The organism is Metabacillus sp. YM-086 (assembly GCF_048059995.1).
In the GTDB taxonomy this organism is placed as follows: domain Bacteria; phylum Bacillota; class Bacilli; order Bacillales; family Bacillaceae; genus Metabacillus; species Metabacillus litoralis_B.
Map to the genome: position 1 here is coordinate 1 of NZ_JBLUOI010000019.1, position 26,325 is coordinate 26,325.

Annotated in this window: 25 protein-coding genes; 9 read left to right on the forward strand and 16 right to left on the reverse strand. The window is 35.2% G+C overall.

The window, feature by feature from the left end:
• Window positions 1–528 precede the first annotated feature (528 nt).
• Entirely contained in the window at window positions 529–5,712 is a 5,184-nt protein-coding gene (locus tag ACEWK1_RS10445) for an ATP-binding sensor histidine kinase (RefSeq protein WP_212138025.1), read from the reverse strand.
• Window positions 5,713–5,828: 116 nt separating this feature from the next.
• On the opposite strand from ACEWK1_RS10445, the gene ACEWK1_RS10450 reads away from it, so the two are divergent.
• Window positions 5,829–5,963, forward strand: coding sequence for an anti-repressor SinI family protein (locus ACEWK1_RS10450; protein ID WP_121664453.1), 135 nt, complete (start codon window positions 5,829–5,831; stop codon window positions 5,961–5,963).
• Window position 5,964: 1 nt separating this feature from the next.
• Here ACEWK1_RS10450 and ACEWK1_RS10455 read toward each other — a convergent pair whose 3' ends face one another.
• The 7 genes from ACEWK1_RS10455 to ACEWK1_RS10485 all read right to left on the reverse strand — a co-directional run bounded on the left by ACEWK1_RS10455 (window position 5,965) and on the right by ACEWK1_RS10485 (window position 15,369).
• Complete coding sequence (locus tag ACEWK1_RS10455; protein WP_121664452.1) at window positions 5,965–6,681, reverse strand: response regulator transcription factor; 717 nt, start codon at window positions 6,679–6,681, stop codon at window positions 5,965–5,967.
• Between the two features lie 211 nt (window positions 6,682–6,892).
• Complete coding sequence (gene rlmD / locus ACEWK1_RS10460) at window positions 6,893–8,296, reverse strand: 23S rRNA (uracil(1939)-C(5))-methyltransferase RlmD (RefSeq protein WP_212138026.1); 1,404 nt, start codon at window positions 8,294–8,296, stop codon at window positions 6,893–6,895.
• A 16-nt stretch (window positions 8,297–8,312) separates the two neighbouring features.
• Entirely contained in the window at window positions 8,313–9,179 is an 867-nt protein-coding gene (locus ACEWK1_RS10465; RefSeq protein ID WP_212138027.1) for a DNA-3-methyladenine glycosylase family protein, read from the reverse strand.
• Window positions 9,180–9,266: 87 nt separating this feature from the next.
• Window positions 9,267–10,016 (reverse strand): delta-lactam-biosynthetic de-N-acetylase, encoded by a 750-nt coding sequence (gene pdaA / locus ACEWK1_RS10470; protein WP_232273869.1) that lies wholly within the window; start codon window positions 10,014–10,016, stop codon window positions 9,267–9,269.
• Window positions 10,017–10,178: 162 nt separating this feature from the next.
• Window positions 10,179–13,220 (reverse strand): efflux RND transporter permease subunit, encoded by a 3,042-nt coding sequence (locus ACEWK1_RS10475; RefSeq protein ID WP_212138029.1) that lies wholly within the window; start codon window positions 13,218–13,220, stop codon window positions 10,179–10,181.
• A gap of 227 nt (window positions 13,221–13,447) precedes the next feature.
• Window positions 13,448–14,986 carry a fumarate hydratase gene (locus ACEWK1_RS10480; RefSeq protein WP_251397830.1) on the reverse strand — a complete coding sequence of 513 codons (1,539 nt, stop codon included), beginning with the start codon at window positions 14,984–14,986 and terminating at the stop codon, window positions 13,448–13,450.
• Between the two features lie 194 nt (window positions 14,987–15,180).
• Complete coding sequence (locus tag ACEWK1_RS10485) at window positions 15,181–15,369, reverse strand: SE1561 family protein (RefSeq protein ID WP_098799272.1); 189 nt, start codon at window positions 15,367–15,369, stop codon at window positions 15,181–15,183.
• Window positions 15,370–15,522: 153 nt separating this feature from the next.
• Between ACEWK1_RS10485 and yfkAB the strand changes: the two genes are divergently transcribed.
• Both yfkAB and ACEWK1_RS10495 read left to right on the forward strand, forming a co-directional pair.
• Window positions 15,523–16,644 (forward strand): radical SAM/CxCxxxxC motif protein YfkAB, encoded by a 1,122-nt coding sequence (yfkAB, locus tag ACEWK1_RS10490; RefSeq protein ID WP_251397832.1) that lies wholly within the window; start codon window positions 15,523–15,525, stop codon window positions 16,642–16,644.
• Window positions 16,645–16,653: 9 nt separating this feature from the next.
• On the forward strand, window positions 16,654–17,502 hold the full coding sequence (locus ACEWK1_RS10495) for a mechanosensitive ion channel family protein (protein WP_416636185.1): 849 nt from the start codon (window positions 16,654–16,656) through the stop codon (window positions 17,500–17,502).
• Between the two features lie 27 nt (window positions 17,503–17,529).
• Here the strand turns inward: ACEWK1_RS10495 and ACEWK1_RS10500 are convergent, their stop codons facing one another.
• Complete coding sequence (locus ACEWK1_RS10500) at window positions 17,530–18,324, reverse strand: YfkD famly protein (protein WP_251406919.1); 795 nt, start codon at window positions 18,322–18,324, stop codon at window positions 17,530–17,532.
• Between the two features lie 112 nt (window positions 18,325–18,436).
• A complete protein-coding gene (locus tag ACEWK1_RS10505; RefSeq protein WP_251397838.1) occupies window positions 18,437–19,042 on the reverse strand; it encodes a YczE/YyaS/YitT family protein in 606 nt (201 codons plus the stop codon).
• A 388-nt stretch (window positions 19,043–19,430) separates the two neighbouring features.
• Here ACEWK1_RS10505 and ACEWK1_RS10510 point away from each other — a divergent pair, with 388 nt between their 5' ends.
• Entirely contained in the window at window positions 19,431–19,850 is a 420-nt protein-coding gene (locus tag ACEWK1_RS10510) for a pyridoxamine 5'-phosphate oxidase family protein (protein WP_251397841.1), read from the forward strand.
• Between the two features lie 38 nt (window positions 19,851–19,888).
• Here ACEWK1_RS10510 and ACEWK1_RS10515 read toward each other — a convergent pair whose 3' ends face one another.
• The gene (locus ACEWK1_RS10515) at window positions 19,889–20,272 is read right to left on the reverse strand and encodes an OsmC family protein (protein ID WP_121664441.1); all 384 of its coding nucleotides are present in this window, start codon (window positions 20,270–20,272) and stop codon (window positions 19,889–19,891) included.
• A gap of 148 nt (window positions 20,273–20,420) precedes the next feature.
• Between ACEWK1_RS10515 and ACEWK1_RS10520 the strand changes: the two genes are divergently transcribed.
• Together ACEWK1_RS10520 and ACEWK1_RS10525 are read left to right on the forward strand one after the other, a co-directional pair.
• Window positions 20,421–21,617: an MFS transporter gene (locus ACEWK1_RS10520; RefSeq protein WP_416636188.1), complete on the forward strand. Its 1,197-nt coding sequence runs from the start codon at window positions 20,421–20,423 to the stop codon at window positions 21,615–21,617.
• A gap of 151 nt (window positions 21,618–21,768) precedes the next feature.
• Window positions 21,769–21,915 carry a BH0509 family protein gene (locus ACEWK1_RS10525; protein ID WP_121665164.1) on the forward strand — a complete coding sequence of 49 codons (147 nt, stop codon included), beginning with the start codon at window positions 21,769–21,771 and terminating at the stop codon, window positions 21,913–21,915.
• Between the two features lie 394 nt (window positions 21,916–22,309).
• Here the strand turns inward: ACEWK1_RS10525 and ACEWK1_RS10530 are convergent, their stop codons facing one another.
• Genes ACEWK1_RS10530 through ACEWK1_RS10540 form a run of 3 tightly spaced genes read right to left on the reverse strand, consistent with a single transcriptional unit; the run spans window position 22,310 to window position 23,965 of the window.
• Complete coding sequence (locus ACEWK1_RS10530; protein WP_416636190.1) at window positions 22,310–23,134, reverse strand: YihY/virulence factor BrkB family protein; 825 nt, start codon at window positions 23,132–23,134, stop codon at window positions 22,310–22,312.
• Between the two features lie 9 nt (window positions 23,135–23,143).
• The gene (locus ACEWK1_RS10535) at window positions 23,144–23,476 is read right to left on the reverse strand and encodes a YtxH domain-containing protein (protein WP_121664438.1); all 333 of its coding nucleotides are present in this window, start codon (window positions 23,474–23,476) and stop codon (window positions 23,144–23,146) included.
• Window positions 23,477–23,494: 18 nt separating this feature from the next.
• Window positions 23,495–23,965 carry a low molecular weight protein-tyrosine-phosphatase gene (locus ACEWK1_RS10540; RefSeq protein WP_416636192.1) on the reverse strand — a complete coding sequence of 157 codons (471 nt, stop codon included), beginning with the start codon at window positions 23,963–23,965 and terminating at the stop codon, window positions 23,495–23,497.
• 201 nt (window positions 23,966–24,166) lie between these two features.
• Between ACEWK1_RS10540 and ACEWK1_RS10545 the strand changes: the two genes are divergently transcribed.
• Together ACEWK1_RS10545 and ACEWK1_RS10550 are read left to right on the forward strand one after the other, a co-directional pair.
• Window positions 24,167–24,394 (forward strand): DUF1128 domain-containing protein, encoded by a 228-nt coding sequence (locus ACEWK1_RS10545; RefSeq protein WP_416636194.1) that lies wholly within the window; start codon window positions 24,167–24,169, stop codon window positions 24,392–24,394.
• Between the two features lie 58 nt (window positions 24,395–24,452).
• Complete coding sequence (locus tag ACEWK1_RS10550; protein ID WP_162987531.1) at window positions 24,453–24,608, forward strand: hypothetical protein; 156 nt, start codon at window positions 24,453–24,455, stop codon at window positions 24,606–24,608.
• A gap of 57 nt (window positions 24,609–24,665) precedes the next feature.
• Here the strand turns inward: ACEWK1_RS10550 and ACEWK1_RS10555 are convergent, their stop codons facing one another.
• The gene (locus ACEWK1_RS10555) at window positions 24,666–25,181 is read right to left on the reverse strand and encodes a type 1 glutamine amidotransferase domain-containing protein (protein ID WP_416636196.1); all 516 of its coding nucleotides are present in this window, start codon (window positions 25,179–25,181) and stop codon (window positions 24,666–24,668) included.
• Window positions 25,182–25,316: 135 nt separating this feature from the next.
• On the opposite strand from ACEWK1_RS10555, the gene ACEWK1_RS10560 reads away from it, so the two are divergent.
• Entirely contained in the window at window positions 25,317–25,811 is a 495-nt protein-coding gene (locus ACEWK1_RS10560; protein ID WP_416636198.1) for a GNAT family N-acetyltransferase, read from the forward strand.
• 305 nt (window positions 25,812–26,116) lie between these two features.
• On the opposite strand, the gene ACEWK1_RS10565 is transcribed toward ACEWK1_RS10560, so the two are convergent.
• Window positions 26,117–26,325 (reverse strand): hypothetical protein (locus tag ACEWK1_RS10565; RefSeq protein WP_416636200.1); only part of this gene is annotated, 209 nt, incomplete at its 5' end.

Consider the following 26,325-nt stretch of genomic DNA (forward strand, 5'->3'; position numbering starts at 1 on the left):
TAAAGAGTTGATAAAGCTCATAATTAAATCTTTTTAAAACGTTGACGTTTCTGTTTTGTTTAGTTTTCAAAGAACTAATGTTTTAACGACAAGGAGTATCTTATCACACGTCTTCTCACTTGTCAACTTCTAAGAAGAAGTTTTAGTCAATAATATATTTTTCGTCTTCAACACATCTCGACTACTTAGAATAGTTTATCACTAAATTTCATAGAAGTCAATAACTAATGGAGTTTTTTCGGACAATATATTGCATCAACTATATCTGGTATAAAATCAAGTTCTTATCGCCTTTAATTAGCGACAAGTGATATCTTATCACCACGATTCGTAGAAGTCAAGTGTCTTAGATCATTTTTTTCTATTCGTAAAAAATGTAAAGAAGTTCTATTATTAAACCCATTCTCAAACGTCTCTACACTTTATAATTTCTCTAATAGTTATTCATAAAGAAAACTCCCGGAGTAGCAAGTTGAAAACTGACCACACAGCCCTAATAATACACTTCCAGGTGGTCAGTATTTTCTTTTACCTTATTAGTTGATCTACCTGAAATACCGGTAATTGAATACAAAAAATTGAACCTTTACCGTGTATACTTTCTGCCCATATTCGCCCCTTGTGCAAAAGAATAATCTCTCTACAAATTGCTAATCCGAGTCCATTACCTTTTCTTGATCTCGTAAAGTTTCGATCAAATATATAAGGAAGATCTTCCTCCAAAATACCTTCCCCGCTATCTTCTATTTTAATAAAGGCATCACCAAGGTCTTTATCAAATCTTAAAGAAATTGAAATCCCCCCTGTTTCTGTATGATTCATAGCATTTATAAGTATATTTGAAAAAACTTGATTAAATCTTTTTACATCCACCGAAACCATTGGATATGTTTCTTCATTGATTTCTTCAATTATTACATTAAAGAAGAAGCCCTTACTTTTTACATCGTATTCATATTGGCCACATAAATGTTTAATTAATTGATCAATTGGGACAATGTCAAACGTAAAATTGATTTGTCCAGACTCTAATTGGGCAAGTTCAAATAAGTCATTAATCATCACATTCAACCCATCTATTCTTTCAATACATCTCCTCAAATACGCATCCCTTTGTTCTTCTGTTTCTACTAATCCATCCAATATCGCCTCAACATACCCCTTTACCGTTGTAATAGGGGCTCGTAAATCATGTGATATATTCGATAACAAATGCCTACGTTCTTGTTCTGCTCTAGCAAGTTCACTATTTGCTCGTTCAAGGTATTTGTTGACTTTTTCAAACTCTTTTGTACGCTCTTTTACTTTTCCTTCAAGATTTCCGTAAAGTTCTGCATTTTCTATAGAAATTGCAGCTTGTGTAGAAAGAAAAGTTAAAAATCTTATTCTTTCTTGAGTAAACGCGTATGTTGTTTGATTATTCTCAAGGTATAAGACACTATTTACATTTCCTTTATAAATTGTTGGTAGACATAAAATAGACTTTGGCTTTTTGGCAATCACATATGGATCACCTGTAAACATACCTTCTACTGTTGCATCATTTAATACAACAGCCTCCCTACTATTAACTACATATTTAATAATCATTTCAGGGACCACTTTGTTTTCTTCTAGTATATGAAAGGATAACTCTTCATCTATTTCGCTATCAACATTTGCTGCAGCCGCCACAGTTAATTGTTTTTCCCTATTAAGCAGAAGCATTCCGCGCTCTGCACCAGCATTTCGCATTGTAATATCCATTAACTTTTTCACCAGATTTTCTTGGATAATCTCACTCGATATCGTTTGGGAGGCTTTTAATGAAGCATCAAAATCTAAATGAGAAATCTGAAAATCAGGACTGCTTTTTTCTACATTAATAATGAAGCTATCGAATTCCTTTTGTAATTTAAGGGCTTTTGCATACGCACCCCACTTAATGTACGTACGGTATGCTTCTGTCAAATAAGCACCAGCTAAGCTTTCAAGACCTCTTGAAAAATAATAATAACCTGCAGCTTCATTACTAATAGCAACATCTTGAACAAAGTTGTTTTCCTTTGCTAACTGAATAGCTGCGTCATATTCATCTCTGGCAACAGAATGATTGTGATCTATTCTTGCTAATTCAGCTTTTAATAGTTTCCATTTATGAAGATAATTTTCCGGACAAAGCTTTGCCCATTTTCCGAGTTTCTTGATATTTTTTTTGAGTCTTTTATAAAGTAACTTTTTATTTGATGAGTTCGACTTATCATATAATCGTGAAGCCCAAAGAGAATCATAAAAATAATACTCAGATATAATAACCAGAGTTAATCGATTACTTACTAATCTATCTAAATGATTGATTAAAGCCCTCGCAAAATTCTCTTCATTAAACAAATAAGACAACTGTAGCCTTAACGTATAATGAATGATCTTGGCCGAATCATCATCTAAAACTTGTTCAAAATCCCAATTTGATTTAGCTTTTTCGTTCATTAAGATGTCGATCCATTGAATCAGTTCATTTAAAAATCCTTTCGAAATGACATAACCGATTCTATCTATAAATATGCGTTGATTCTTAATACCAGCAAGTACATCCTTTAAATGATCTCCCATCATAAACAGTGTAATCGCGATAAAAGAACTATTTGCTCCAGCAAGGTGAATATTTCCTGCCTCTATGCAAAAGTTCTGCGACCATTTCAAGTATTGTAAATTATCTTTAATGTGGTGCTTCCAATGATTAATAAAGCTACCATAAACAAAATACACTCTTCCTTTTAACCCTGGATCCCCGGAACCTTCAGCAAGTTCAATAGCAAGCTTACCGAACTCATAGCTATGATCATAGTCACTAAAACCAGCACTTAAAATAAGTGCGTAATTATTAACTACTAAAGACGTGATATCAGTGATTCCGTTTTTTAGAGAAAAACGGAATGCTCTTAGCATTAAAATAGTTGCTAAATTTTGATCCACGTGAAAAGAAGGTGCATTCATCGTTATCATTGTATTTAATAATAATCTTTTTTCTTGATCTAATAATTCGGGAAGCTTCATTAAATCTTCTGCACTTTTCCCCCATAGAGCTGCTTTAACGAAAAAAAACTCTTTTGCAACAAATCTCTTATTTGGATTACGATTTATATTCCATCCAAATAGTCTTAATCCTGCAATTCCTGATTCTACAGCCTCTTGTACCCGATGAACATGTGTATAAAGAACAACTTTAAGGTTATAAATTTTTAACTTTTCATGTTTTGTTTTTACACGTTCCAACACTTTGTTAAATGTAGATTCTGATTCATCAAATTGACTGTTTAAATATTGACATTCACCAAGACCTGTCATTAACCGTGTTGTTAAATCATAATTTGTTTCCCATGCTTCACCAAGTAATTCGTGTGCTATTTTATAATATTCCAGTGACTCCTTAAAAGCAGCTGATGCTTTTGCATGTTCACCGGCTTTTACATTCCTTTCAACTAAAGATATCGATTCATTCTTATTTAGATACATTCTTCCAATATTTAAATGATTAACAATTTCAAATAAAGATTCATTACCTGCTCCAAACCTGATTAAAAGTCTTCCGATTTTAAGATGTGTCTTTTCTCGCTCTTCTTTAATCATCATAGAATGAATAGCTTGCTGAACCCTATCATGTAAGAATCGATATGCGGGTGGTTGATTATCTATGAAATGATTATGACCTTCCGGATATATCCATTTATAAGTTAAATCTTCTGGTAAAATTAACCCTACTTCAAGAGCCGACCATAGTTGTTTTCCGATCCTATCATATTCTTCTTCACAAATAATTGATAATGTTTTTAAATCGAATTCATTACCTATGCACGAAGCTAGTTTTAGTATAGCCTGGGTTTCCATTGGAAGTTGCTCTATCCTTTTTACCATTAAGTCAACTATCGTTTCTTTTTCTAAGGCTTTCATTACCATATCAAACTGAATCGTCCATTTGCCTAAATTTGCATTAAAGAAGATTGTTTCATCTTCATAAAAAGATTGAAAAAGCTGTTTAATAAAAAACGGATTTCCTTGGGTAATTCTGAACATTAGTTCAGCTAGTTTTCCAGCCTCTTTTTCATCATTCATAATTGTTTCTTCCACCCACTGACAAACAACACTTTCCTTTAGTGGAGTTAAAGGAATTGTTGAGATCGCAACTTTCTTCTTTTCGAGATTATGAATGGTTTCCGTAAATGGGTGTTCAATTCCAACCTCATTATCGCGATAAGCCCCAATTAATAAAAAGTAACGACAATCTATGTGTGTTAGTAAATATTCAATCAATGCCAATGATGCTGTATCTGCCCACTGAAGATCGTCAAGGAATAGAACTAACGGGTGGTCCTTTGTAGCGAATACATTCACAAATTTTTGGAAGACCAAATGAAATCGTAGATGCGTATCCTTAACAGAAAACTCCTCTTCCTGAGAATTATCGCTCCCTACTATCCATTTTAATTCCGGGATCAGTGATGTAATAATAGAAGCACTCCCTAATAGTTCACGTTCAATGGCTGTTTTCCAGTTCTGAATCCTTGCATCTCCTTCAGTCAATAATTTTCTTATTAATGATTTGAATGCAGAAAGTATTGGTGAGTATGGCTTCTGTCTTTGGAGTAAATCAAACTTACCTGATATAAAGTAGCCTTTTTCTCTAACAAGTGGAATTTGGATTTCATTTACAAGCGCAGTTTTCCCTATTCCCGAATGTCCTTGAATTAATACTAATTCAGAATGTCCTGTACTCACCTTATTAAATGCCAATTTTAATTTTTCAATTTCTACGCTTCTTCCATATAGCTTTCCATCTATCTCAAAGACATTAAGTGGATCATCCTGTCCAAGCTGAAATACTTCTATCTCACCGAAAAGCCGAAGTTGATCCATACACTTCTTTAAGTCTTCCCGTAGCCCAAATGCACTCTTATATCTTTCTTCTGGAATTTTCGCTAAAAGCTTCATAATAATATTAGAAAGACTTTCTGGAATATTATCGTTTAGTGAAATTGGATTTTGAGGAGTTTTTGCCAAGTGCGCGTGCACCAACTCAATTGACTCTTTACTAGTAAAAGGCAGAATTCCTGTGAACATTTCATAAAATAAAACACCAAGAGAATATAAATCTGCTTTATAATCTACAGACCGATTCATTCTACCAGTTTGCTCCGGAGAAATATAAGCAAGATGACCTTCAAGTTCATATGGAGTTAAACTATTATTTTGGTTTTCCTTTTTTAGTTTTGTTGCATGATTAAATCCCGTAATCTTTAATTTCCCATTTGATGTATTAAGTATTATATTTTCAGGATTTATATTTTTGTGGATGATCTGATGCTGATGTACATTTATTAAAGCAGATGCTAGTTTAACTGCAATAGAAAGAAATTCTAAAATATCCTTCCTTTGAGTTTTAAGAAAGTCTCTCATGGTAACACCAGAGAAATATTCCAAAACTAAGATTGGTTCATTTAAATAACTTTCTATTTTGACTGGGCGGATAATTTCATTCATATTCATTTCTTTTGTTATGTAAAATTCATGTATGCTGGATGCAGTTTCGTGCGGGGTAGGGGTTGGTTGTTTCATGGTCTTTAATAGAACAAGCTTTTTTTCTTCTAATGAATATGCTTTGTAGATAATTGATTTACTATTTTCAACTTCAATATTAATTAATTTGTAGTCATTTAATATCGGCATTCTGTTCATTATTGTCATCCTTTTAGGAATTTCCAATTCTTTAACAAAACTTTAAGTAATCTTAAACAGACCTTATAGTTTTAACATTATTATATTTATGTAGGAATGTTCATGGAGGTTTGGAGATGGAAAATACGAATCTATTGAATGGCAGTAATTCTAATCAAGAAATAGACCAGGAATGGGTACAGCTCATCTTGGAAGCAAAAAACCTTGGCATGACTCCCGAAGAAATACACGACTTTTTTAAAAATAAATAACTCACTCCTGAGAAGCAATGAATTTATACCCCATCCCTCTAACTGTGACAATATACATAGGATCGGCTGGTATAGGTTCAATTTTTTTGCGTAAATTACTTATATGAACCATAACTGTACGGTGGTCACCTAGGCTTTCTTCCCCCCAGATTAGTTCAAATAAATCTTCAACACTATAAACACGATTAGGATGTTCTGCTAACAAACAAAGGAGTTGATATTCCTTTGTAGACAAAGGGACAGTTGCACCCTTCACTTTTACAACACAGCTTACTTTATCTATAATTAATCCTGGATATTCTATTTTTTGCAAAACCTGCTCCTTCACAGGCCTTAATTGGTGATCAATATTATGATGACGACGTAGATGGGCTTGAATTTTCACTGTTACAAGAGCTGGGCTAAAAGGTTTAGTAATGTAATCGTCCCCACCAATTTTGTGACCCAATATCTTATCAAATTCTTCTTCCTTTGAGCTTAAAAACAAGATAGGAATATTCGTCTTTTGACGAAGTAAACGACATACCTCAAACCCATCCATCCGCGGAAGTACTACGTCCAAAACGATGATGTCAGGCTTTTCCGTTTCTACTAATTGTAATGCTGTTGGGCCATCTTCAGCATGAATGACAGAATACCCTTCCTTTAGAAGGTATAATTGCAAAACCTCACGAATATCACGATCATCTTCTACCAGCATTACTTTTTCCTTGAACATCTAACTCACCTACCATTATCTATCAAAATACGACTATACAACTATTTCATAATATACCATCAACTACCTTTATTATCCAATCTTTTGGGTGTGGAGGATAATACGGACACGTTTCTAAATTTCTACATCCATTTTTAACATTTTATTAGCGAACAAAAAAACCAGGTATAAACTCTTTGAGTTCTACCTGGTAAAAATCGTCTAAAAGATATTAGTTACCATTTCTTAGTACAAGCTGTGAAACACATTCCACGTGCGCCGTATGCGGAAACATATCCACAGGCTGAATATACTCAACTTTATAGTCCTTACTCAAATAATCAATATCCTTCGCAAGTGTGGAAGGATTGCATGAAACATAAACAAATTTCTTCGGCTTCACTTTTCTAATCGCATCTAATAATTTCTGATCACAGCCCGTACGTGGGGGATCCACCACAACAACGTCTGGTCGCCAGCCTTCCTCCACCCATTTTGGCAGCCAGTGCTCTGCAGTGCCTGTTACATAGGTTGCATTTTCAATACCGTGTCTATGAGCATTTTCTTGTGCATCAATAACAGCTGCTTCAATTGTATCCATTCCTCGCACTTCACTCGCACCCTTTGCTAACCACAAGCCAATTGTTCCTACTCCGCAATATGCATCAGCAATTTTTTCATTGCCGGTAAGGCTTGCTGCATTCTTTACTTCATCATAAAGCTTTACAGTTTGAACAGGATTCAGTTGAAAGAATGCTCTTGCTGAAAGTTCGAAGCTCAAGTCCCCTAACGTTTCCTGAATAACTTCTTCTCCACTTAGATGTAATGTTTTTTCTCCAAAAATAAGGGATGTTTTGTTTCCATTTATATTCTGAACAAGAGATTTTACTTCAGGAAACCTTTTTTGGATTTCAGCCATAATTAACTTTTTACGCGGTACTTCTTTTTGTGTTGTAATTAAAACGACCTGTACTTCTCCTGTTTGAAAACCGGCACGTGTCACAATAGTTCTTACAATCCCTTTTCTCTTTCGTTCATCATAAATTGGCACTTGGAAGTCTTCGAGAATTTGCTTTACCCCTTCAGATACCTTATTTGTTAGTGGATGCTGAACCATACAATTTTGAATAGGAATAAGGCGGTGTGAATCCAACCCGTATAGCCCTGCAATTACTTTGCCCTTTTGCTGCCCAACTTGAAATTGACTTTTGTTTCGGTAGTTCCACGGGTCTTCCATACCGATAGTCTGACGAATATCCAAAGAGGAGATTTTTAATTTTGTATGTCTCTCCATAGATTGAACAACAATATCACGCTTTTCCTTCAGTTGCTGATCATAGGCTAAATGTTGAAGCTGACAGCCACCACATTCCTCGTAAATTGGACAAGGCGGCTTAACACGGAATGGGGATTTCTTTCGTATTGTTTTTACTTTTCCCTCCGCAAACTTTGGTTGAATCTTAGTCGCTTCTACTAATACTTCTTCACCAGGCAGTGCTCCAGGGACAAAGACAACTTGTCGTTTAAAGTAGCCTACACCTTCACCATTAATCCCTAAACGCTTTATTGTTAGCGGGAAAGTTTGTCCCTTTGAAATTTTAATTTGGCTGGTTTGCGCCTGTTTCTTTTCTTTCATATTTAACGCTCCGTTTCTACTCAATGCTTCTCCATAAATATAACGTGGCATAACTTAAATAAGGAGACCACTCTTTGCTATATTCGTCCATTTCATCACTAGTTGGTTTTTTCTCAAGGTTAAAATGCTTTTGAATTGCTTTTTGTATACCAATATCGGCTTTTGGAAATAGGTTAGGACGTCCAAGACCAGAAAGCATGAAGTTTTGCACGGTCCATGGACCAATACCACGTATTTTTACTAAATCCTTCATCAATTCTTCTTCTGGGAGCAAGTCCAACTCCATTAGATTGAGCTTTCCGTCTGCAATAAGTCTTGAGGTATCAATTACATACTCTGCTTTTCTACCGCTAAATTGTAATGCCCTTAAGTCATCATATTCCAACCCGGCTACTGTCTCTGGTGTAGGGTAAAACCAAACACCCTCTATTTGATATCCAAACTCTTTCACAAATCTAGATGTTAATGTATGAGCAAAAGCTAAATTTAACTGTTGATGGATAATACACTTCATTAAACAGCTATAAAAATCAAATTCTAACACAATTGGTGTCCCTTCATGTTGCTGAAAGATTCTAGAAAGATTTGTTTGATGAAAATGACTCATTACCTCATTCAAAGAAAAGTCAAACTGAAATATCCTTCTAATTCGCCTTATAGCCTCTTCCTTAATCGTTTTATCAGTACCACATAGTTCAAAAGCAGGTTCTTTAACTGTTCCAATTGCTCTTACATTAAGTACATATGACTTTCCTTCTATAACGGAAGGGACTCTGACCAATTGTTCATCCTTATTAATATGTATGATAGGATCCAATGATAGACGATCTAGAACTGAATCAAAATGATATGGACCTTTACATGTTATGATTTCCATCCACATGCTTTTTCTTCCTCATCTTCTTTTATTTTTATTATATCATTTTAAAATAAGGAACCTACGGAAAAGGAAAAAAACCCTTTGATTGCATCAAAGGGAAAGTAAATATGGATGATCCATCATTTTATTTATCATCAAATCATCTAGGCTTTTGAAGGTATAGCCTTGTTTCCTTAATTCTTCAATTGCATGATCCAATGCCTCAGCATTATCTTTTGATACAGTATGAAGCAAAATAATAGAACCGGGATGAATTTGCTTCATAATATTATCATATGAGTACTTCCAGCCTTTTTGAGAGTCTACTTTCCAGTCAACAAACGCAAGTGACCAAAAAACGGAAGTATAACCAAGCTCTTCAGCTTTGACAAGCACCTTTTCACTAAAAATCCCTCTTGGAGGTCTAAGATAGCTCATGCCTTTTTGACTTGTCAGTTCTTCTACTTTGATACGAACAGATTCTAATTCTTTCTTAAATTCTTCATCACTTTGAGTTGTTAGGTCCGGATGATACCATGAGTGATTTCCGACAATATGACCTTCATTAACCATTCGCTTTACTAGTTCAGGCTCTGAATCAAGATAATGTCCTGTAACAAAAAATGTTGCAGGCACCTTTTGCTTTTTAAGAACATCAAGAACTTTAGGTGTATACCCATTTTCATAACCATTGTCAAATGTTAGGTAGATATCTTTTTTCGTTGTATCACCTATATAAAAGCCACCATATTTTGAAAGCAATTCATCTAATTCCTTACCAGCAGTTGCAGGTTCATGATTTCGACTCTTTTTAAATCCCCAATGAATAGGCTTATTTGAAACGGCAGAAACAGAATTCATCGAAATAAAACATAAGCAAAAAAGCGTCAAAACAACGATCAATTTTTTCATAAACTCTCTCCTCATTCTTGTTATTATTTATAGTGTTGTTAAAGAGAGAATTTCAATACTGAAAAAAACTACCATAAAGAAACCCTTCAAATAAATGAAGGGTTTCAATCATCAGCTAGCGATTTCCTCAACAATCTTTTCTTTTTTATTCTTTTTCTTAGAAAAACGATTAAAACCATTGCCGATACTGTTAAAAATACGGTAAACAGCTGGAATAAGTACTAATGTAATCAATGTTGCAAATAATAACCCAGAAATAATCGCTGTAGCCATTGGAGCCTGATAGTTTCCAGATGTACCTGATGCTAATGCAAGTGGAAGCATTCCTCCTGCTGTTGTTAAAGTTGTCATAAAAATCGGTCGGATTCGATCTTTTCCTGCTGCCACGATAGCTTCAGTCACACTATATCCTTCTTTACGTAATTGATTTGTACGATCAATAAGCAGGATTGCATTGTTTAGAACGATTCCTATTAACATGACAATCCCCATTCCTGACATAATGCTTAACTCACGTTGTGTAATGAATAGCCCTGCTATAACGCCCACAATAGTCATAGGTATAATGGACATCACAACTAGAGGATGAGCCAAATTATTAAATTGAACAGCCATAACAAGGTAAACCAGGAATATTGAAATAGCTAGGATTAGAATCATATCTTGGATAAGTTCTTGTTGCTGCTCCAAATCACCCGCAACCGATACATTGTAACCAGTCGGCGTTTTAAAATCTTCTATTAAAGATTGAACTTCTCGATTGATTGTTCCTAGATCTGTATCCTTAATATCTGCCGAAACCGTGATGAAACGATCTCCTTCATCATGAGAAATTTCATTTGGAGTATCAACACTTACTAGTTCAATAAAGCTCGAAAGACTCTTTTCTCCATCATTTGTAGGAATTTTTAATTTTAACAGAGCATCCTTATTATTTGTACTTTCATTCCACTTCATTATAAGGGGAACATTTTCTTCCTCGACCGTAACCTCACCCAGTGGCACATTTAAAAAGGCCTGCTCAATAAATTGTCTAACCTGTGATGAGGATAATCCCGCATCTTCAATTGCACCCTCTTTTAACTGCACAACTTCTTCAACAGAAGTTCGCTCAATAGAGTTTTTCACAGCCACAATACCTTCGATTTGCTCTAATTCACTAGAGAATTTATCTGCAATTTCTTTTAGCTCATCAAAGCTTTCACCTTTAATTAACACTTGAACAGGGTAACCTCCACCTGTTGAAGTAGCTGTTTGAATACCTTCAATAGGGTAATCCTCTTGGATTGTTCGTAAGGAGCTTAATATTTCCTCATTGACTTCTTTTTGTCCTTTTACGATGTCATCACCTTTGGTCATATTAATAATGGTATAAAGCATAGAGCCATTATCCATCACATAATTTTGTTCAACGTCCTCAATCTTAGAGAGACTTTCGTTAATTTGTTCAACGATTTTTTCTTTTTCCTCGACAGACACACCTGTTTCCAAATCAACCATCAGCTCTGAATAGCGGTTATAAACATCAGGCATAATGGTCATCGGAATTTTAGACACTAAGAAAAAAGAACCAACAAACATCAAAAAGAAAATTCCGACCATGATAAAGCTGTTTCTTTTTTTCGTAACAACCCAAGATACAAATTTGCTATAACCTTTTAACAATCGTCCTTCCTTTTTCACCTGTTTTTTCCCTAGCTTTAAAAAGTTCTCAGATAAACTCGGGATAAGGGTAAAAGAGACAATAACAGAACTAATCAATGTAGCAGAGACAACCACTGATAGAAGGATCATAAATTGCCCCATTTCTCCGCCTAACAAACCAATAGGTAGGAAAACAACAATTGTTGTTAGCATCGACGCAATTACAGCTGAGGCAACTTCTTTTGTCCCCTCCACAACAGACTCTAATGGTTTCAGTCCTTGTTCTTTTTTCCTATAAATAGATTCGAGAATAACAATAGACGAATCAACCATCATTCCAATCCCTAAACCTAAGCCAATTAGCGTTAACATATTTAAACTATAATCTAATGCCCACATCGCTAAAAACGTGAGTAAGATCGATGTTGGAATAGAGAGTCCGACAATGATCGTGGCTCTCACGTTGCGTAAAAATAGTAATAGAATAATAACTGCGATAACACCACCGATAACGATATTACTTGAAACTCCATCAATCGATTCCTTAACATAGTCAGCTTGTGCAACCATTTCATTTAATTCAAAATCTTTTACTAAACCTTCATCTTTTATTTCTTTGATTTCTGCCCTTATTGCTTCAGCCATTTCAATTTGAGTAACATCCGCCACTCGTCCGATTTGTACAAAGACAAAATCTTTTGTACCGTTTTTCCAAACAAATGATGAGTTTTCCTTAGGGTCTATTGATACATCAGCTACCTCTTTCAATTCAACAGCACCTGTTTGGGTCATAATTTGAATGTTTTCTACATCCTCTACAGATTCTAACTTTGTATTCCAACGTAATGAAGGCGCGTTTTGATCTTCACTTAATTCTCCTAATGTTGCCTCACTATTAGCCTGCCCTATAACCGTACTAATTTGTGAGATATCCAAACCTTTTTCCTGAACTTTTTCGCGATCAAACTCAATAACCATTTCATGTTCTTGAATTCCAGCCAAAGAAACATCCCTTACTTCCGGAAGTTCTTCTAGTCGTGGCTCTAAAATTTCTTCAGCGAAAGCCGTCATCTCTTCCATTTCACCATTTGACACATCCATATAGAACTCATAAGTAGAACTTGTTCCTATTTGATCTGTGACAACTTCATCAATGCCGCTAATATTTGCTGTTGTTGATTGGACGACAGATTCAATTTCCTTTGAAACTTCATCACCCCGACCTGTTTCAATTGTAATATTAAGACCACTTCTTCCAATTGAAGTTGTGGAGCTAACCTCTTCAACTCCATCAATACCTTGGATGCTTTGTTCCAGTGGATTCGTGATGGTCCTCTCCACCTCAATTGCAGACATTTCACCAGCACTCACATCCACATACGCACCATCAAAATTAATGGATGGCATTAATTCTTTGTCCAGCTTTAATAACGAATAGCTTCCTACGATTAACACTAAAACTGTTACTAAACTTACTAAAATCTTTCGCTTTACAATAAACTTAAGCAAAGCTTTCCCCCCGTTCACCAAACCTATTTTCCTATGGAATAGTGTGCCTATAGTAACGTAAGCACCCAAGGATTGATTATAAATGAATGTTACGGAAAAATCTTCCTATTTTACAGATAATTTACAATGAAATACTTCTTTAATGTTCATAATATTTCTTCTATTGACCTCACAATAATCAAAAAGAAGACCCTGGCAACATACCAAGGTCTCCTCTAATCAAACGTTTATTTAAATACAGGCTCTTTAAATTGAGCTAGTTTTTCAAGTGAGCTTTTATCAATATCTGCATGTAGGCTATTACCATGAGAATCCATTGTAACAACAGCAGTAAAACCTTCTACTTTCAAATGCCACATAGCCTCAGGTATTCCAAATTGCATAAGATCTACACCTTCAACTGATTTGATACAATCAGCATAGTATTGTGCTGCACCACCAATTGCGTTTAAGTAAACACCACCATGCTCCCCAAGTGCTTTTAATGTTTTCGGTCCCATTCCGCCTTTTCCGATAACAGCACGAATACCAAAGCGCTTCATAATATCACCTTGATAAGGCTCTTCACGAATACTAGTTGTAGGACCAGCAGCTTTCACATGATAGTTTCCATCTTCATCTTTTAACATAACAGGACCACAATGATAAATAATTTGACCATTTAAATCAACAGGCGAATCATTTTCGGATAAGTATTTATGAATCGCATCACGACCTGTATACATCATTCCGTTAATACGAACAACATCCCCGACCTTTAGCTCTCTTATTTTTTCTTCTGTAATAGGCGCTTCAAGGACTACTTCTCTTGATTGTTCGCTTTGCTCATGAGTTGCCGCAACCTCATCTTGAGAAAAATCTACTTCTTCTCCGTCTTGATATAACCACTCATTGATTGAACCTGTTTTTGGATCAATGTATACACCTAAACGGCGATATGCCCAACAATTATAGGCAACCGAAACAAAGAAACTAGCTGGAATACGGTTAATAACCCCAACCTTACAACCTAGTAATGTTGTTTCACCACCAAAGCCCATTGTTCCAATTCCTAACTCATTGGCATTATCCATAACATATTCTTCAAGTTGACGTAACTCCTCACGTTCATTCACATCATCAACTCTTCTAAACAGCTGTTCCTTCGCCAACTCATAACCACTTGTACGATCTCCACCAATTCCAACACCGATGAAGCCGGCACTACAACCTTGTCCTTGTGCTTGATATACAGAATGCATAATACACTTACGAATTCCGTCTAAGTCACGGCCTGCTTTTCCTAATCCTTCAAGCTCACAAGGAAGACTATACTGGATATTTTTATTTTCACAACCTCCCCCTTTTAGAATGAGGCGGGCATCAATATAATCGTTTTCCCATTGTTCAAATTTAATAACAGGGGTTCCTTCTCCAAGGTTGTCCCCACTATTATCACCAGAAATAGAGTCAACAGAATTTGGTCTTAACTTTCCATCTTTTGTAGCTTGTTCGATTGCGCGTTTAATTTGCTTTTTCATATCAATCTGATTAGCCGATACCGGCACTTTTATTTTAAAGGTAGGTAAGCCTGTATCCTGGCAAATTGGAGAAACATTATCATCAGCCATTTTAATATTATTTGTAATCGTTGCAAGAGACATCGCTGAGCGTGTTCCAGCATTTTCTTTTAATTTTGCTGCTGCAATTGCTCTTCTTACGTCTTTTGGTAAGTTAGTCGAAGTTTCTACTATTAATTGATACATGCTTTCATAAAAGTTCTCCATCTCGATTCTCCCCCTAGTGTGAAAGCTCAGCAATCAAGGATGTGCCTACACTAATCACTACTAATTTAGTAAACTTTCGGTCTTTTCCCACAATTTTTATTATACTCCTCAAGCGATTTATTGAAAAGAAGCGTTTTCAGGATTTCTTTTGGTATGCAATGCCATTAAAAAAAGCCGACACAATTAGTGCCAGCTCATTCTTTCCAATCTTTTTTAAACTGATTATGCTTTAGTTCAAGATCATCAAGCATTTGAATTAAACGATCAACATCGTCTACATCTGTCGATTCGGGATCCATCGAGTCAATGACTTCTAAAAACATATTTAGGCGATTTTTCAAATAGGATAGTTGAGAATCCTTATCGTGTACTGCGTTACCCATTGTTTCTCTCCTTTCAGATACATGTATCGTAGATGATTTACAATTCTTTGACAAGTATAACTATCAGAATTAATGGATGTTCTCCCTTTAGGTTTCTGTTAAAATAAGCGAATGTATAGATCATTTTCACCCTTTTAAGAAGGAGCAAACATTATGAATGCACTAAAACCATTAAAAGCAATAACAACCTCATATGATCCATGGGAAGCTTATTTAGATATAGAGCAGTATGGCGAAATGACGTTAACCAATATTGAATTTACCACAACAACTCTTTGTAATATGAGATGCGAGCATTGTGCAGTTGGTTATACCTTACAACCTAAAGATCCAAAAGCACTTCCTATTGATCTGCTGCTAAAAAGATTAGATGAAGTACCAACATTACGTTCTTTAAGTATTACAGGTGGAGAGCCGATGCTTTCATTAAAATCTGTTGAACAGTATGTGGTGCCTCTCCTTAAGTATGCCCATGAACGCGGTATACGTACACAAATTAATTCAAATTTAACCTTGGATTTAAAGCGTTACGAAAAAATTATTCCTTACCTTGATGTTTTACATATATCTCATAACTGGGGAACAATTGATGAATTCGTCGAGGTCGGGTTTGCTGTTATGGACCGAAAGCCAACTTACCAACAAAGAGCTGCTTTATTTGATCGAATGATTGAGAATAGCCGAGCTTTAGTAAAGGCTGGTGTAATTGTATCTGCTGAAACGATGCTTAATAAACGAACACTTCCTTACATGGAGAAAATACATAAGCAGATTGTTGAAGACATGCTTTGTCAGCGTCATGAAATTCACCCAATGTATCCAAGTGATTTTGCAAGTGCCTTAGAAACTCTTTCTCTTCCAGAAATGAGAAAAGCAATTCATCAGTTATTAAATTTTCGGGATGAAACTGTATGGATGTTGTTTGGAACCTTACCATTTTATGCTTGCAGTCAAAATGAAGAGGACTTAGAACTCATCCAACGTTTACGTGAAAGCAAAAATGTTACGGTACGAAATGATCCTGATGGACGTTCAAGACTTAATGTAAATATCTTTAATGGAGATATTATCGTGACTGACTTTGGCGATACTCCGCCACTCGGGAATATTCAGCATAACACTCTACAATCTGCCTATTCAAACTGGATGAATACAAACCTTGCTAAATCATTAAATTGTCACTGTCCAGCAGTTCAATGTCTAGGACCTAATGTACTTGTTAAAAATAGTTATTACCAAGATATAGATTTTACAAAAAGAAAATCGAATATATAGGGTGAGAAGATGGAACAGGTAGTAGCATTTTTAAAAGAATATGAGTTACTAAAAGTAATTATTGTTGCTATTCTCTTAGCAGTGAGTGTTTTTATTATCAATTTCTTTATAAGAAAGTTCTTTCAGCGAACAGATTTTATAGAAGAACGAAAAGAAAAAACAATTGAAAGTTTGATTAGATCTGTTACAAGATATGCCGCAACTATAGGTTTCATCTTATACATTATTTCTTTATTTGTTGAAAATTTCGGATCCATCCTAGCAGGTGCCGGTGTGGCAGGTATTGTCATCGGGTTTGGAGCACAAAGCTTAATAAAGGACATTTTAGCAGGAATGTTTTTAATTTATGAAAAACAGCTTCATCAAGGTGATTTTATTACAATCAACAACACATTTAATGGTACTGTTGAAGAAATCGGCCTCCGTTCTTTAAAGGTACGAGAATGGAGTGGAAAATTACTAACTATTAGTAACGGTGAAATAAAGCAAATTCATAACTATAATATAGATCGGATGCGAGTTATTGAGCGTGTTGTTACAAGCTTTAGGGAGGATCCAGAGAAAGTGTGGACAGTCCTAGAACACACCTGTGAAAAACTAAATCAAGAATTGGGAGACTACTTAAAAAGAGATGTTTCTAACACAATTATTGAGCCCTTTCACTTATTCGGAATCACCTCTTTAAATGCTAATTACCGGGGATACGAATATGCAGTAATCGGTTTAGTTGATGACCAGCATTATTGGAATGCGGCAAAGGAAGCAAGAAAAATCATTGCTAAGGCTCTTTTTGATGAGGGAATTCAGTTAGCAGAAGAAAGAATTACATTAAACCAAAATGAAAAAATCAGTACCTAAAAGATGGTACTGATTTTTTTAAAACGCCTATCTAGGTTGATCAGACGTAACAAATCCAAAGGAAGCATGATCTTGTAGCGGAATCCAAGCACCAATTCCTTGTGATGTTACATTTTTCACAACAATGCTTTTCTTATTACCTTTTAACACTAAATAAACTTCACCGTACGTTACTTTTCCTTTTTCATTTACTGCAGGTGCATAGGCATATAAATAGCCTAATTTTTTGGGAGGTACATTATACACTTGATCTTTCTTTGTTCCTGCCCCAATGATCGTTTCAAACGCTAAAGGTAAATTGGTTTTCCTCATTGCCTCTAACAACATCATTTTTTTAACATGCTCTGCTTCAGGGACTTTGGCGGTTAAGCCACCTTTAACAGATTTTTGTGCCTCCTGGCGATAATGCATTTGGATTTGTGATTTTCCACCACGGTTATCTTGATAATTTGTGTTTATTTTTTGATACTCCCAATTTGTTGCTGTTTCAGTTGATTCATAATTAAGTGCCCACTGACCTAAATAAATAGTGGCACGATACCCAAAGGCAAGTGGTGCATCAGAAATAGTGGATTCATTTAAAATACGAATCAAATCAGGATTCTCAATTGGAACTTCTGCAGTGTCAATCAGTTGCTGAGTTAGCTCACTTGGCTGTAAATAAGGTAAATCCTGAGTGGGGTTTGGATATGTGTTTTCCTTTGAAATATCCATTACCGAACCAGGCATCTTCGGCTTTTGTGTTTTCCCTTCTGCTAATACAGCACTTGAAAAACTAAATGATAAAAGCAAAACTAAAGAAATGAGCAATCTTCTTTTCATGGTTTTTACTCCTTTCAACATGCTTATCATTATTGTTTTCAATCGGGAATTGGTTTATCCAAAATTTTTATATCAGTACTTCTAAAAAGTTCTGAACAAGGTGATTTCTCTATTATCTCCTTAGCAATAACTCATACCTCTTCGTCATAGGCTTATTTATCCATTGAATCATTGGACCAATTAAAAAGGTAATAATAATTGTCCCTACCCCAATGGGTCCTTGTAAAATAAAGGCTAAAATTAGTGCGGTAACCTCTCCAATTGTTTTAGCAATCATAAAGTTCAAATGAAACCTTTCATGCAACGAGATCATCAGTTGATCAATTGGATTAGCAGGAAATTTTGTTTGCAAATACATGGCTACGCCAATGGAAATAAGTATTATCCCTGCGATAAGAGATATTACCTGTAATAATAATGTACTTAAATGAACGTTGCTCATAACTACTATCAGCCAAAAATCAACTGAAAAACCTATTAATAAAATTGTAACCACAGCTAGGAATTTAGGTTTTCCTCTAACGATTAAGGCGTTAATAAATATTAAGATTACCCCAATGATAATAACCCAACTTCCTACTGTTAACCCAATAACATTTGACAGACCAACGTTTAAGGCATCCCAAGCCCCAGCTCCTAAGTCAGCTTTTATTGTCAGTGTGACACCAAAACCCATTAAGAAGAGCCCAATTAAATAAAATACAATTCTAATCTTCATTCTTTTAGTTCCTTTCTAAGTAGATGCTAATAAATATGAGGACAAACATTACTTTAAAACAAATAGTAAAATTAATAAACAGAATATTTACAAAGCTTGAAGAATATAGTATCATATAGGTACACGATAGAGTGTCCCTAGAAAATTAACGCTTTTTTGCAAGCGTTACCAATTTCTCTAGTTATCTGTTTCGTCCTACACAAACTATAAGACTCTGTGTATTATACACAGAGTCTCTTTTTATTTAAAAATAAACACCAATTCTCAACTCTTTACCTTCCTTTACATTAAAGATGAATGAAATCCATCGTTTTATTGCACATTAATATAGTGCGAAGCTATTTACATACGCAACTATATTGTATGAGGAAAGAAAGGAGCTTATCCAATGAGTGAGGATTTGAAAAATAAATTACTTGAAGTCGTACAAAATCATAAAGTAGGTACATTAGCAACTATCAGTCAAAACAAGCCTTTCTCTCGATTCATGCTGTTTTTTAACGAGGATTTAGTTTTATATACAGCTACCAATAAAGATACCCACAAGGTTGAGGATATTAACACAAACCCTAATGTTCATATTTTATTAGGAAATGATTGTAATGGATGGGACGATCCATACGTAGAAGTGGAAGGAACAGTTATGGTAGAGGAATCTAAAGAGCTTAAAGAAAGGTTCTGGAATGAGCACTTAAAAAATTGGATACCAAGTGCGGATGATCCTAACTATATGCTTTTAAAAATTTCACCTTCTTCTTATCGTTATTTCGAAAAGTCTTCAAGTGAACCGGAAATTCTGTCATTATAAAAAATATAGCCAGGTGATCACTCACCTGGCTTTTTACTTTAAATCAACTCAAATGTTTCCTCAATCTCAATACTCCCTTTAACAGACTGAGCCATTGGACAATTTTTACTAGCTAATAAAATTGATTGATGAATTTTATTTTCGTTTAAATTTTGACCTTTAATTTTATAGTGAATATGTATCTTTTCAATCTTATTTGCTTCAGCCTCATTACGTTCTACATCAGTAGATATCGTTATATCCTCTATCTCTATTCTTTTCTTAGCTAAAATCTTCCGCAATACACCACCACTACAAACAGCAATTGATGCGACCATTAGTTGATATGGTCTATATCCATAGGCTTCATCTCCCGCTACATGCAATTCTCCATATTCTGTTGTTGTTGTAAAGCCAACTTCTTTCTTCATTTTAAATTCCATTATCTTCACCTCAGTTTTTAAGTTATTGTATCTAAAAAACGACGATTACAAAAGTAATGTTCTTATTTTTCTTGTATAATTTTGTTATTCGGTTTAAAGTATTACTGGCATTTAAGAATTATTTTCTAAAATCATGAGAGGTGCTTACATGAATACTCAACGAGTTCGTTTTTGGATATTAGTTTCTATTGTCGGGATATCAGGGTTTAGCCAAGGAATGCTTCTACCACTAATTGCTATTATTTTTGAAAATAGTGGGTTATCTTCAGACTTAAATGGCTTAAACGCAACAGCTCTATACATTGGGATTCTTTTAGTATCTCCCTTTATGGAATACCCATTAAAACGGTTTGGCTATAAACCAATTATTATCCTCGGCGGTTTAGTCGTTGCTTCCTCTCTTGCATTATTTCCATTATGGAAATCCTTTTGGTTTTGGTTTTGCCTACGACTTTTGATTGGAATTGGTGACCATGCCCTGCATTTTGGTACACAAACTTGGATTACCTCATTTTCGTCTGAGGAGAAAAGAGGAAGAAACATTTCACTGTATGGTCTATTTTTTGGTGTTGGTTTTGCAGCAGGTCCATTACTCGCATCACTCGTTAACATAAACGAAGCATTGCCTTTTATTATTTCATCTGTTCTTTGCTTTATAGGCTGGGCTCTATTGTTTCTTTTAAAAAACGACTATCCTGAGCAAACCATTGAGGTTAATTCGATGAGAGAAACAATGAAACGATTTAAAAGTGCATGGAAATACGGATGGGTTGCATTTTTACCTCCTTTAGGTTATGGATTTTTAGAATCCTCATTAAACGGTAGCTTTCCTGTTTACGCACTCCGAATTGGTCTTGATGTAACGAATATTTCTGTTTTACTGTTTTCTTTTGCAATAGGAGCAATCACATTTCAACTTCCGCTTGGAATTTTAAGTGACAAATTTGGAAGAAGAACTGTGTTAATGTTTATCTTATTCACTGGTTTTTTGAGCTTTACGACAGCCAGTTTTGTTGAAAATTTTCCTACTGCTCTTATTATTTGCTTATTCATATCTGGAATGGTTGTTGGCTCTACCTTCTCACTAGGAATCAGCTACATGACTGACCTAATGCCAAAAAACCTGCTCCCAACCGGAAATCTCCTATGTGGAGTTGCCTTTAGTGTAGGCAGCCTAGCTGGCCCTTATTTAGGTGGTATTTTTATTAAATACACTAACGATATTAGCTATTTCTTCATCATAAGCAGTATGTTGTTACTCATATTTATAGCCGTTACTATCTATAAACCAATTCTAACAACAGAAAAATCTACTAAGCCCTCCGTGGATCATTTTTCAAGCTGACATCTTGTCAGCTTTTTTATTTTCAAAGCCTGCTAGTGCCTTTTTTGAAAATTTTTAAAAAAGGTTTGAACATTTTTAATAATCTGTTATATAATACAACTAACAACAATAAACTGTACCATAACAATAACCAAAGGGAGATGGGGAAATGATGAACAGACAGGAACGTAAGAATATGATTGAATTTATTGAAAGAATGAAGGAAATTGACAAAGACTCTTTACTTTATATGACAGATGCTGATATTGAACATATCTACAGCACCGTTTATAACAGCTGTCTTGAGCATGCTGAGTAAATGAACAAAAGCGCAAGCGCCTCGTTCAGACCCGACAAGCGTAAGACGATTTAGAATAGAAGGCGTTCCTTGCCTTGCTTATGACCTCGAGGGGCTAGGTGCTGGAGCTGGATGTCGAAGTGTTATCCACAATTAATAAAGATTAGAAGAAAAAGGCTGACTAGGTTTTAATCCTAGCCAGCCTTTTTTTTTAATGATAACCGTTTTGTCCGTTAGCACTACCGCTTGTTTTATGTTTTGGACTTTGTTTAGAGTTTTGCTTGTTATGACTTCCGCCTTTTTTTGTATGTTTTGCCATTGTTGAATCCCCCACTTTCATAAAAATAAAGACTTTTGTCTTCTTAATTACTATTTCACTTTTAGGGAAGCAATATGAACTAAAACATTTGGTAATTTATTTTAAAGCATGTTTTCTTTTATATAACAGTGCATTGAATTCACCACCAAGAATAATAATCATCCCTGATAAATAAAGCCATACCATTAAGACAATAATTCCTCCGATACTTCCATACGTTGCACTATAGTTTGCAAAATTACCAACATAATAAGAAAATGCAAGTGATACAGCAATCCAGCCAATTGTTGCAGCAATTGCACCTGGAACTCCATCCTTAACATGCAAACGCTTATTAGGTGCAACAAAATATAAAGCTGTAAACACAATGAACAGTATAATTCCACTAACAAGCCAGCGCATAGTATTCCAAATCGTTAAAAACTGTGCCGAAACACCAAAATGAGAAAAAATAAAAAGGCCTATTTCTTTTCCAAACACAGGTAATAAAAGGGCTACAATAATGACAAAAACCATTGCCATTGTAAGTAAAATCGCCATCCCTCTTGCAACAAAGAATGAGCGGCTTTCCTCTACATCATATGCCTTATTAAAAGCTCGAACGATAGCATTAATTCCATTGGATGCAGACCAAAGAGTTGCAATAATACCAAATGATAAAAGCTTACCATTTTTATCATTTAAAATTTGATTTAGCGTATCATTTATTAATTGCATTGATTCCCCAGGAGCAAACTGTTTAATTGTGTTTAATACATCTACTTGAGAAATCGGTAAATAACCAAGCAATGTGATTAAAAAGATGAGAAAAGGAAATAACGACAATAAAAAGAAATAAGAAAGCTGAGCAGAAAGGCCTGGTACCTCATCATTTGTAAATCTTTTCACTAATTCTTTTAGGAATGAACCTTCTTTAAACATGCATTCACCTCACGATTGATCTCGTTTCGGAATGAACCTTTCTTTTGTTTCTTGTACTAATCCTACAACTTGTGGTGTTGTTTCTCTAAGCTCTTTCACTTTTTCATTTAAAAAAGAAAGATCTTCTGACACTTCTTGTACTTTATCCTTTACATTATCTATCTTTTGCTTAACCTCGCTAGTTAATGTAGTTGGTTCATCAACATAGCCTTTAATTTTCGAGGATACATTTTTACCAGCTTGAATAACATCTTCACGAGTGTGTTTGTCCAATAATGAAACAGCTGCTCCAACAAGGGCGCCGATAACCATACCTTTAATTAACTTATTTTCATTTGCCACCTAACATACCTCCTATCGTTAAAGTTTATGTAAAGTTTTCACTTCGTTTAATAAATTTCTACAGCTTTTATGGACCATTTCGAATACTTCATCAAAGTTACCTGTATAATATGGGTCAGGAACATCTAATATGTCCGACTCTTCCACATAATCTAATAATCGTTGAATTTTCCCTGTTGAATGATATCCAGCTAGACGTCTAATATTCCCAATATTTTCATTATCCATCCCAATCAAATAATCATATTGAGATAGATCTTCTTTCGTAAGCTGTCTTGCCTTTTGTCCTTCATAAGAGATGTTATGATGCTCTAAAATACGACGAGTCCCTTCATGTAGTTGTTTCCCTGTATGCCAGTTTCCTGTACCAGCTGAATCAATTTGAATGGCCTCCTCTAGCCCCTCCTTCTTAACTAAATCTCTCATAACAGCTTCAGCCATTGGTGAGCGGCATATATTCCCCAAACAAACAAATAAAATGTTAACCATTATATCCTCCTTACCTTTTTCCCAATAGTTTTCTTTTAAAAACAATTATTTCTACTTATTATGATAATATTTTTCCTTAATCAAATACAATTCGGCATTATATACTTAATTAGGACTAAGTAACAAGTTTTTGAATGTGTACTAGTATTTCATGTTACAATAACTATAACGATTACCGATTCCGAGAAAGGACTGAAGGGAATGAACCTTACTGAAAAGTCAGTTGAAAATGTTGAGTATATGATTGAGCAAATCAAAGAAAAACTCAGAGTTCTAAATCTAGGTGCTATTAAACCTTCTCATTTTAATGAAGAAATGTACGAAGAATTGAAAGATATTTACGAGCATGTTATGAAGAGAAATTCCTTCAGCCCTAATGAAATGCAAGCCATTGCAGAAGAATTAGGAAATCTTCGCAAAGGACAATAATCTGATTCTGACTCCTTCCCTACTTACATATGAATGTAACAAGGAGGGGGATTTTTTTATGTTAAATTGGTGGTTAGCAACAATCAGTTTATGTGGATTCCTCATTACCTCAATTATCCTTGTTCTATATGGCTTAAAAGCTGCTGTTAACTCTGAAGATTCCTATCGTGTTGATCCTTTGCCAACTGAAGATAGTACGAAGAATAAAAAATAAGTAAACCCCCTTTTGGTTAAGGGGGTTTTTACAATTGCATATTAAACAAACGTTTATTTAAGAAAGTAATTTTAATGATTCTCTAGTAAAAGCAGGTAAATCATCAGGTTTTCTGCTTGTTACAAGTTGGTTGCTGCAAACTACAACTTCTTTATCATGTACATTTGCACCAGCATTTTTCAAATCAATCATAATGGATTGATAACCAGTAACATCACGATTATTTAATGATTCGGCAGAGATAAGCAATTGTGGCCCATGACATATCGCAAAAACAGGTTTTTGATCTTCCATGAACTCTTTAGCAAAACGGATATAGCTCTCGTCCGCTCTTAGTTGATCTGGAGAAAATCCACCCGGTATAAACAAGGCATCAAATTGGCTAGAATCTACCTCATTAATTGAAGCATCAATTTCCACTCTTGCTTTACCTTGTTTTCCTGTCACTGTTTTCCCTTTAACATCTTCGATTGTCGTCAAAGAATGACCTTGTTCTTTAAACGCTCTAGCTGGGTCAGTATATTCGATATCCTCAAAGTAATCAGTTAATACAACAGCAATATTCTTAGACATATTGTTAATGATAACCTCCTCTTTTTGAATACATTTCTGTATTACCCGTGCTTGTCCCACTATAAACTTTTTTGCATAAAAAGGAGTTTTTCAAAAAGTAGCGAATATTAACTGAAAAAAAGCGAGTTGATCTAAATGACAATTAAAGTAATAGAAGCAACAAAAGACGATGTTCATTTTCTTTGGGATATGCTATACGAAGCAGTTTATGTGGATGAACATTCAGAAAAACCCCCACGCAGTATTATTGAAACACCGAAGATGGCTAGTTACGTCAAAGACTGGGGAAGACACGGAGATCTAGCACTACTTGCTGTTGATTCAAACGGAAAGAAACTTGGAGCTGTTTGGATCCGCCTCTTCGACGATTTGACTAAAACATATGGTTACGTTGATGAGGAAACCCCCATCCTCAGCATGGCCATTCTCCCACAATTCAGAGGAAAAGGCATTGGATCAGAATTGTTAAGAGAAATCAAGCTACAAGCAGCTTCAAAAGGATATGTGAGAATTTCACTTAGTGTGGACCCCTCCAATCCTGCTCTACGTTTATACGAGAGATTTGGATTTAAGAAAATCGGAATCGACGGAACTTCTTGGGATATGGTTGCTGAATTAGGAGAACAGTAAATGTATAAAGTAGCTTGGTGATGAAGAACATCTTTCTTCCTGCTGAGTTTTGTTTTGTCGTTCATTTTCTTGGTGAACGACAGTGTGGTTACGATTGATACCAGTTTTGTCGTTCATTACACTTATGAACGACAGTGCGATTTCGAACAATTCCCTTTTTGTCGTTCATCACCCTTATGAACGACAGTGCGGCTACGAACAATTCCCTTTTTGTCGTTCATCACACTTATGAACGACAGTGCGGCTACGAACAATACTTCTTTTGTCGTTCATCACCCTTATGAACGACAGTGCGGCTACGAACACTACTTCTTTTGTCGTTCATCACCCTTATGAACGACAGTCCGATTACGAACAATTCCCTTTTTGTCGTTCATCACACTTATGAACGACAGTCCGATTACGAACAATACACGTTTTTGTCGTTCATCAGCCTTATGAACGACAGTGCGGCTACGAACAATTCCCTTTTTGTCGTTCATCACACTTATGAACGACAGTCCGGTTACGAACA

What these genes read in the sequence shown, in the direction of transcription:
- ACEWK1_RS10450 (WP_121664453.1), top strand. Translation starts at nt 5,829, where the DNA reads ATGGAAAATACGAATCTATTGAATGGCAGTAATTCTAATCAAGAAATA.
- ACEWK1_RS10495 (WP_416636185.1), top strand. Translation starts at nt 16,654, where the DNA reads ATGGAACAGGTAGTAGCATTTTTAAAAGAATATGAGTTACTAAAAGTA.
- ACEWK1_RS10480 (WP_251397830.1), bottom strand. Translation starts at nt 14,986, where the DNA reads ATGGAGAACTTTTATGAAAGCATGTATCAATTAATAGTAGAAACTTCG.
- rlmD (WP_212138026.1), bottom strand. Translation starts at nt 8,296, where the DNA reads ATGAAAGAAAAGAAACAGGCGCAAACCAGCCAAATTAAAATTTCAAAG.
- pdaA (WP_232273869.1), bottom strand. Translation starts at nt 10,016, where the DNA reads ATGAATTCTGTTTCTGCCGTTTCAAATAAGCCTATTCATTGGGGATTT.
- yfkAB (WP_251397832.1), top strand. Translation starts at nt 15,523, where the DNA reads ATGAATGCACTAAAACCATTAAAAGCAATAACAACCTCATATGATCCA.
- ACEWK1_RS10455 (WP_121664452.1), bottom strand. Translation starts at nt 6,681, where the DNA reads ATGTTCAAGGAAAAAGTAATGCTGGTAGAAGATGATCGTGATATTCGT.
- ACEWK1_RS10560 (WP_416636198.1), top strand. Translation starts at nt 25,317, where the DNA reads ATGACAATTAAAGTAATAGAAGCAACAAAAGACGATGTTCATTTTCTT.
- ACEWK1_RS10445 (WP_212138025.1), bottom strand. Translation starts at nt 5,712, where the DNA reads ATGAACAGAATGCCGATATTAAATGACTACAAATTAATTAATATTGAA.
- ACEWK1_RS10515 (WP_121664441.1), bottom strand. Translation starts at nt 20,272, where the DNA reads ATGGAATTTAAAATGAAGAAAGAAGTTGGCTTTACAACAACAACAGAA.
- ACEWK1_RS10465 (WP_212138027.1), bottom strand. Translation starts at nt 9,179, where the DNA reads ATGTGGATGGAAATCATAACATGTAAAGGTCCATATCATTTTGATTCA.
- ACEWK1_RS10550 (WP_162987531.1), top strand. Translation starts at nt 24,453, where the DNA reads ATGTTAAATTGGTGGTTAGCAACAATCAGTTTATGTGGATTCCTCATT.
- ACEWK1_RS10505 (WP_251397838.1), bottom strand. Translation starts at nt 19,042, where the DNA reads ATGAAGATTAGAATTGTATTTTATTTAATTGGGCTCTTCTTAATGGGT.
- ACEWK1_RS10545 (WP_416636194.1), top strand. Translation starts at nt 24,167, where the DNA reads ATGAACCTTACTGAAAAGTCAGTTGAAAATGTTGAGTATATGATTGAG.
- ACEWK1_RS10500 (WP_251406919.1), bottom strand. Translation starts at nt 18,324, where the DNA reads ATGAAAAGAAGATTGCTCATTTCTTTAGTTTTGCTTTTATCATTTAGT.
- ACEWK1_RS10510 (WP_251397841.1), top strand. Translation starts at nt 19,431, where the DNA reads ATGAGTGAGGATTTGAAAAATAAATTACTTGAAGTCGTACAAAATCAT.
- ACEWK1_RS10520 (WP_416636188.1), top strand. Translation starts at nt 20,421, where the DNA reads ATGAATACTCAACGAGTTCGTTTTTGGATATTAGTTTCTATTGTCGGG.
- ACEWK1_RS10485 (WP_098799272.1), bottom strand. Translation starts at nt 15,369, where the DNA reads ATGGGTAACGCAGTACACGATAAGGATTCTCAACTATCCTATTTGAAA.
- ACEWK1_RS10555 (WP_416636196.1), bottom strand. Translation starts at nt 25,181, where the DNA reads ATGTCTAAGAATATTGCTGTTGTATTAACTGATTACTTTGAGGATATC.
- ACEWK1_RS10525 (WP_121665164.1), top strand. Translation starts at nt 21,769, where the DNA reads ATGAACAGACAGGAACGTAAGAATATGATTGAATTTATTGAAAGAATG.
- ACEWK1_RS10530 (WP_416636190.1), bottom strand. Translation starts at nt 23,134, where the DNA reads ATGTTTAAAGAAGGTTCATTCCTAAAAGAATTAGTGAAAAGATTTACA.
- ACEWK1_RS10540 (WP_416636192.1), bottom strand. Translation starts at nt 23,965, where the DNA reads ATGGTTAACATTTTATTTGTTTGTTTGGGGAATATATGCCGCTCACCA.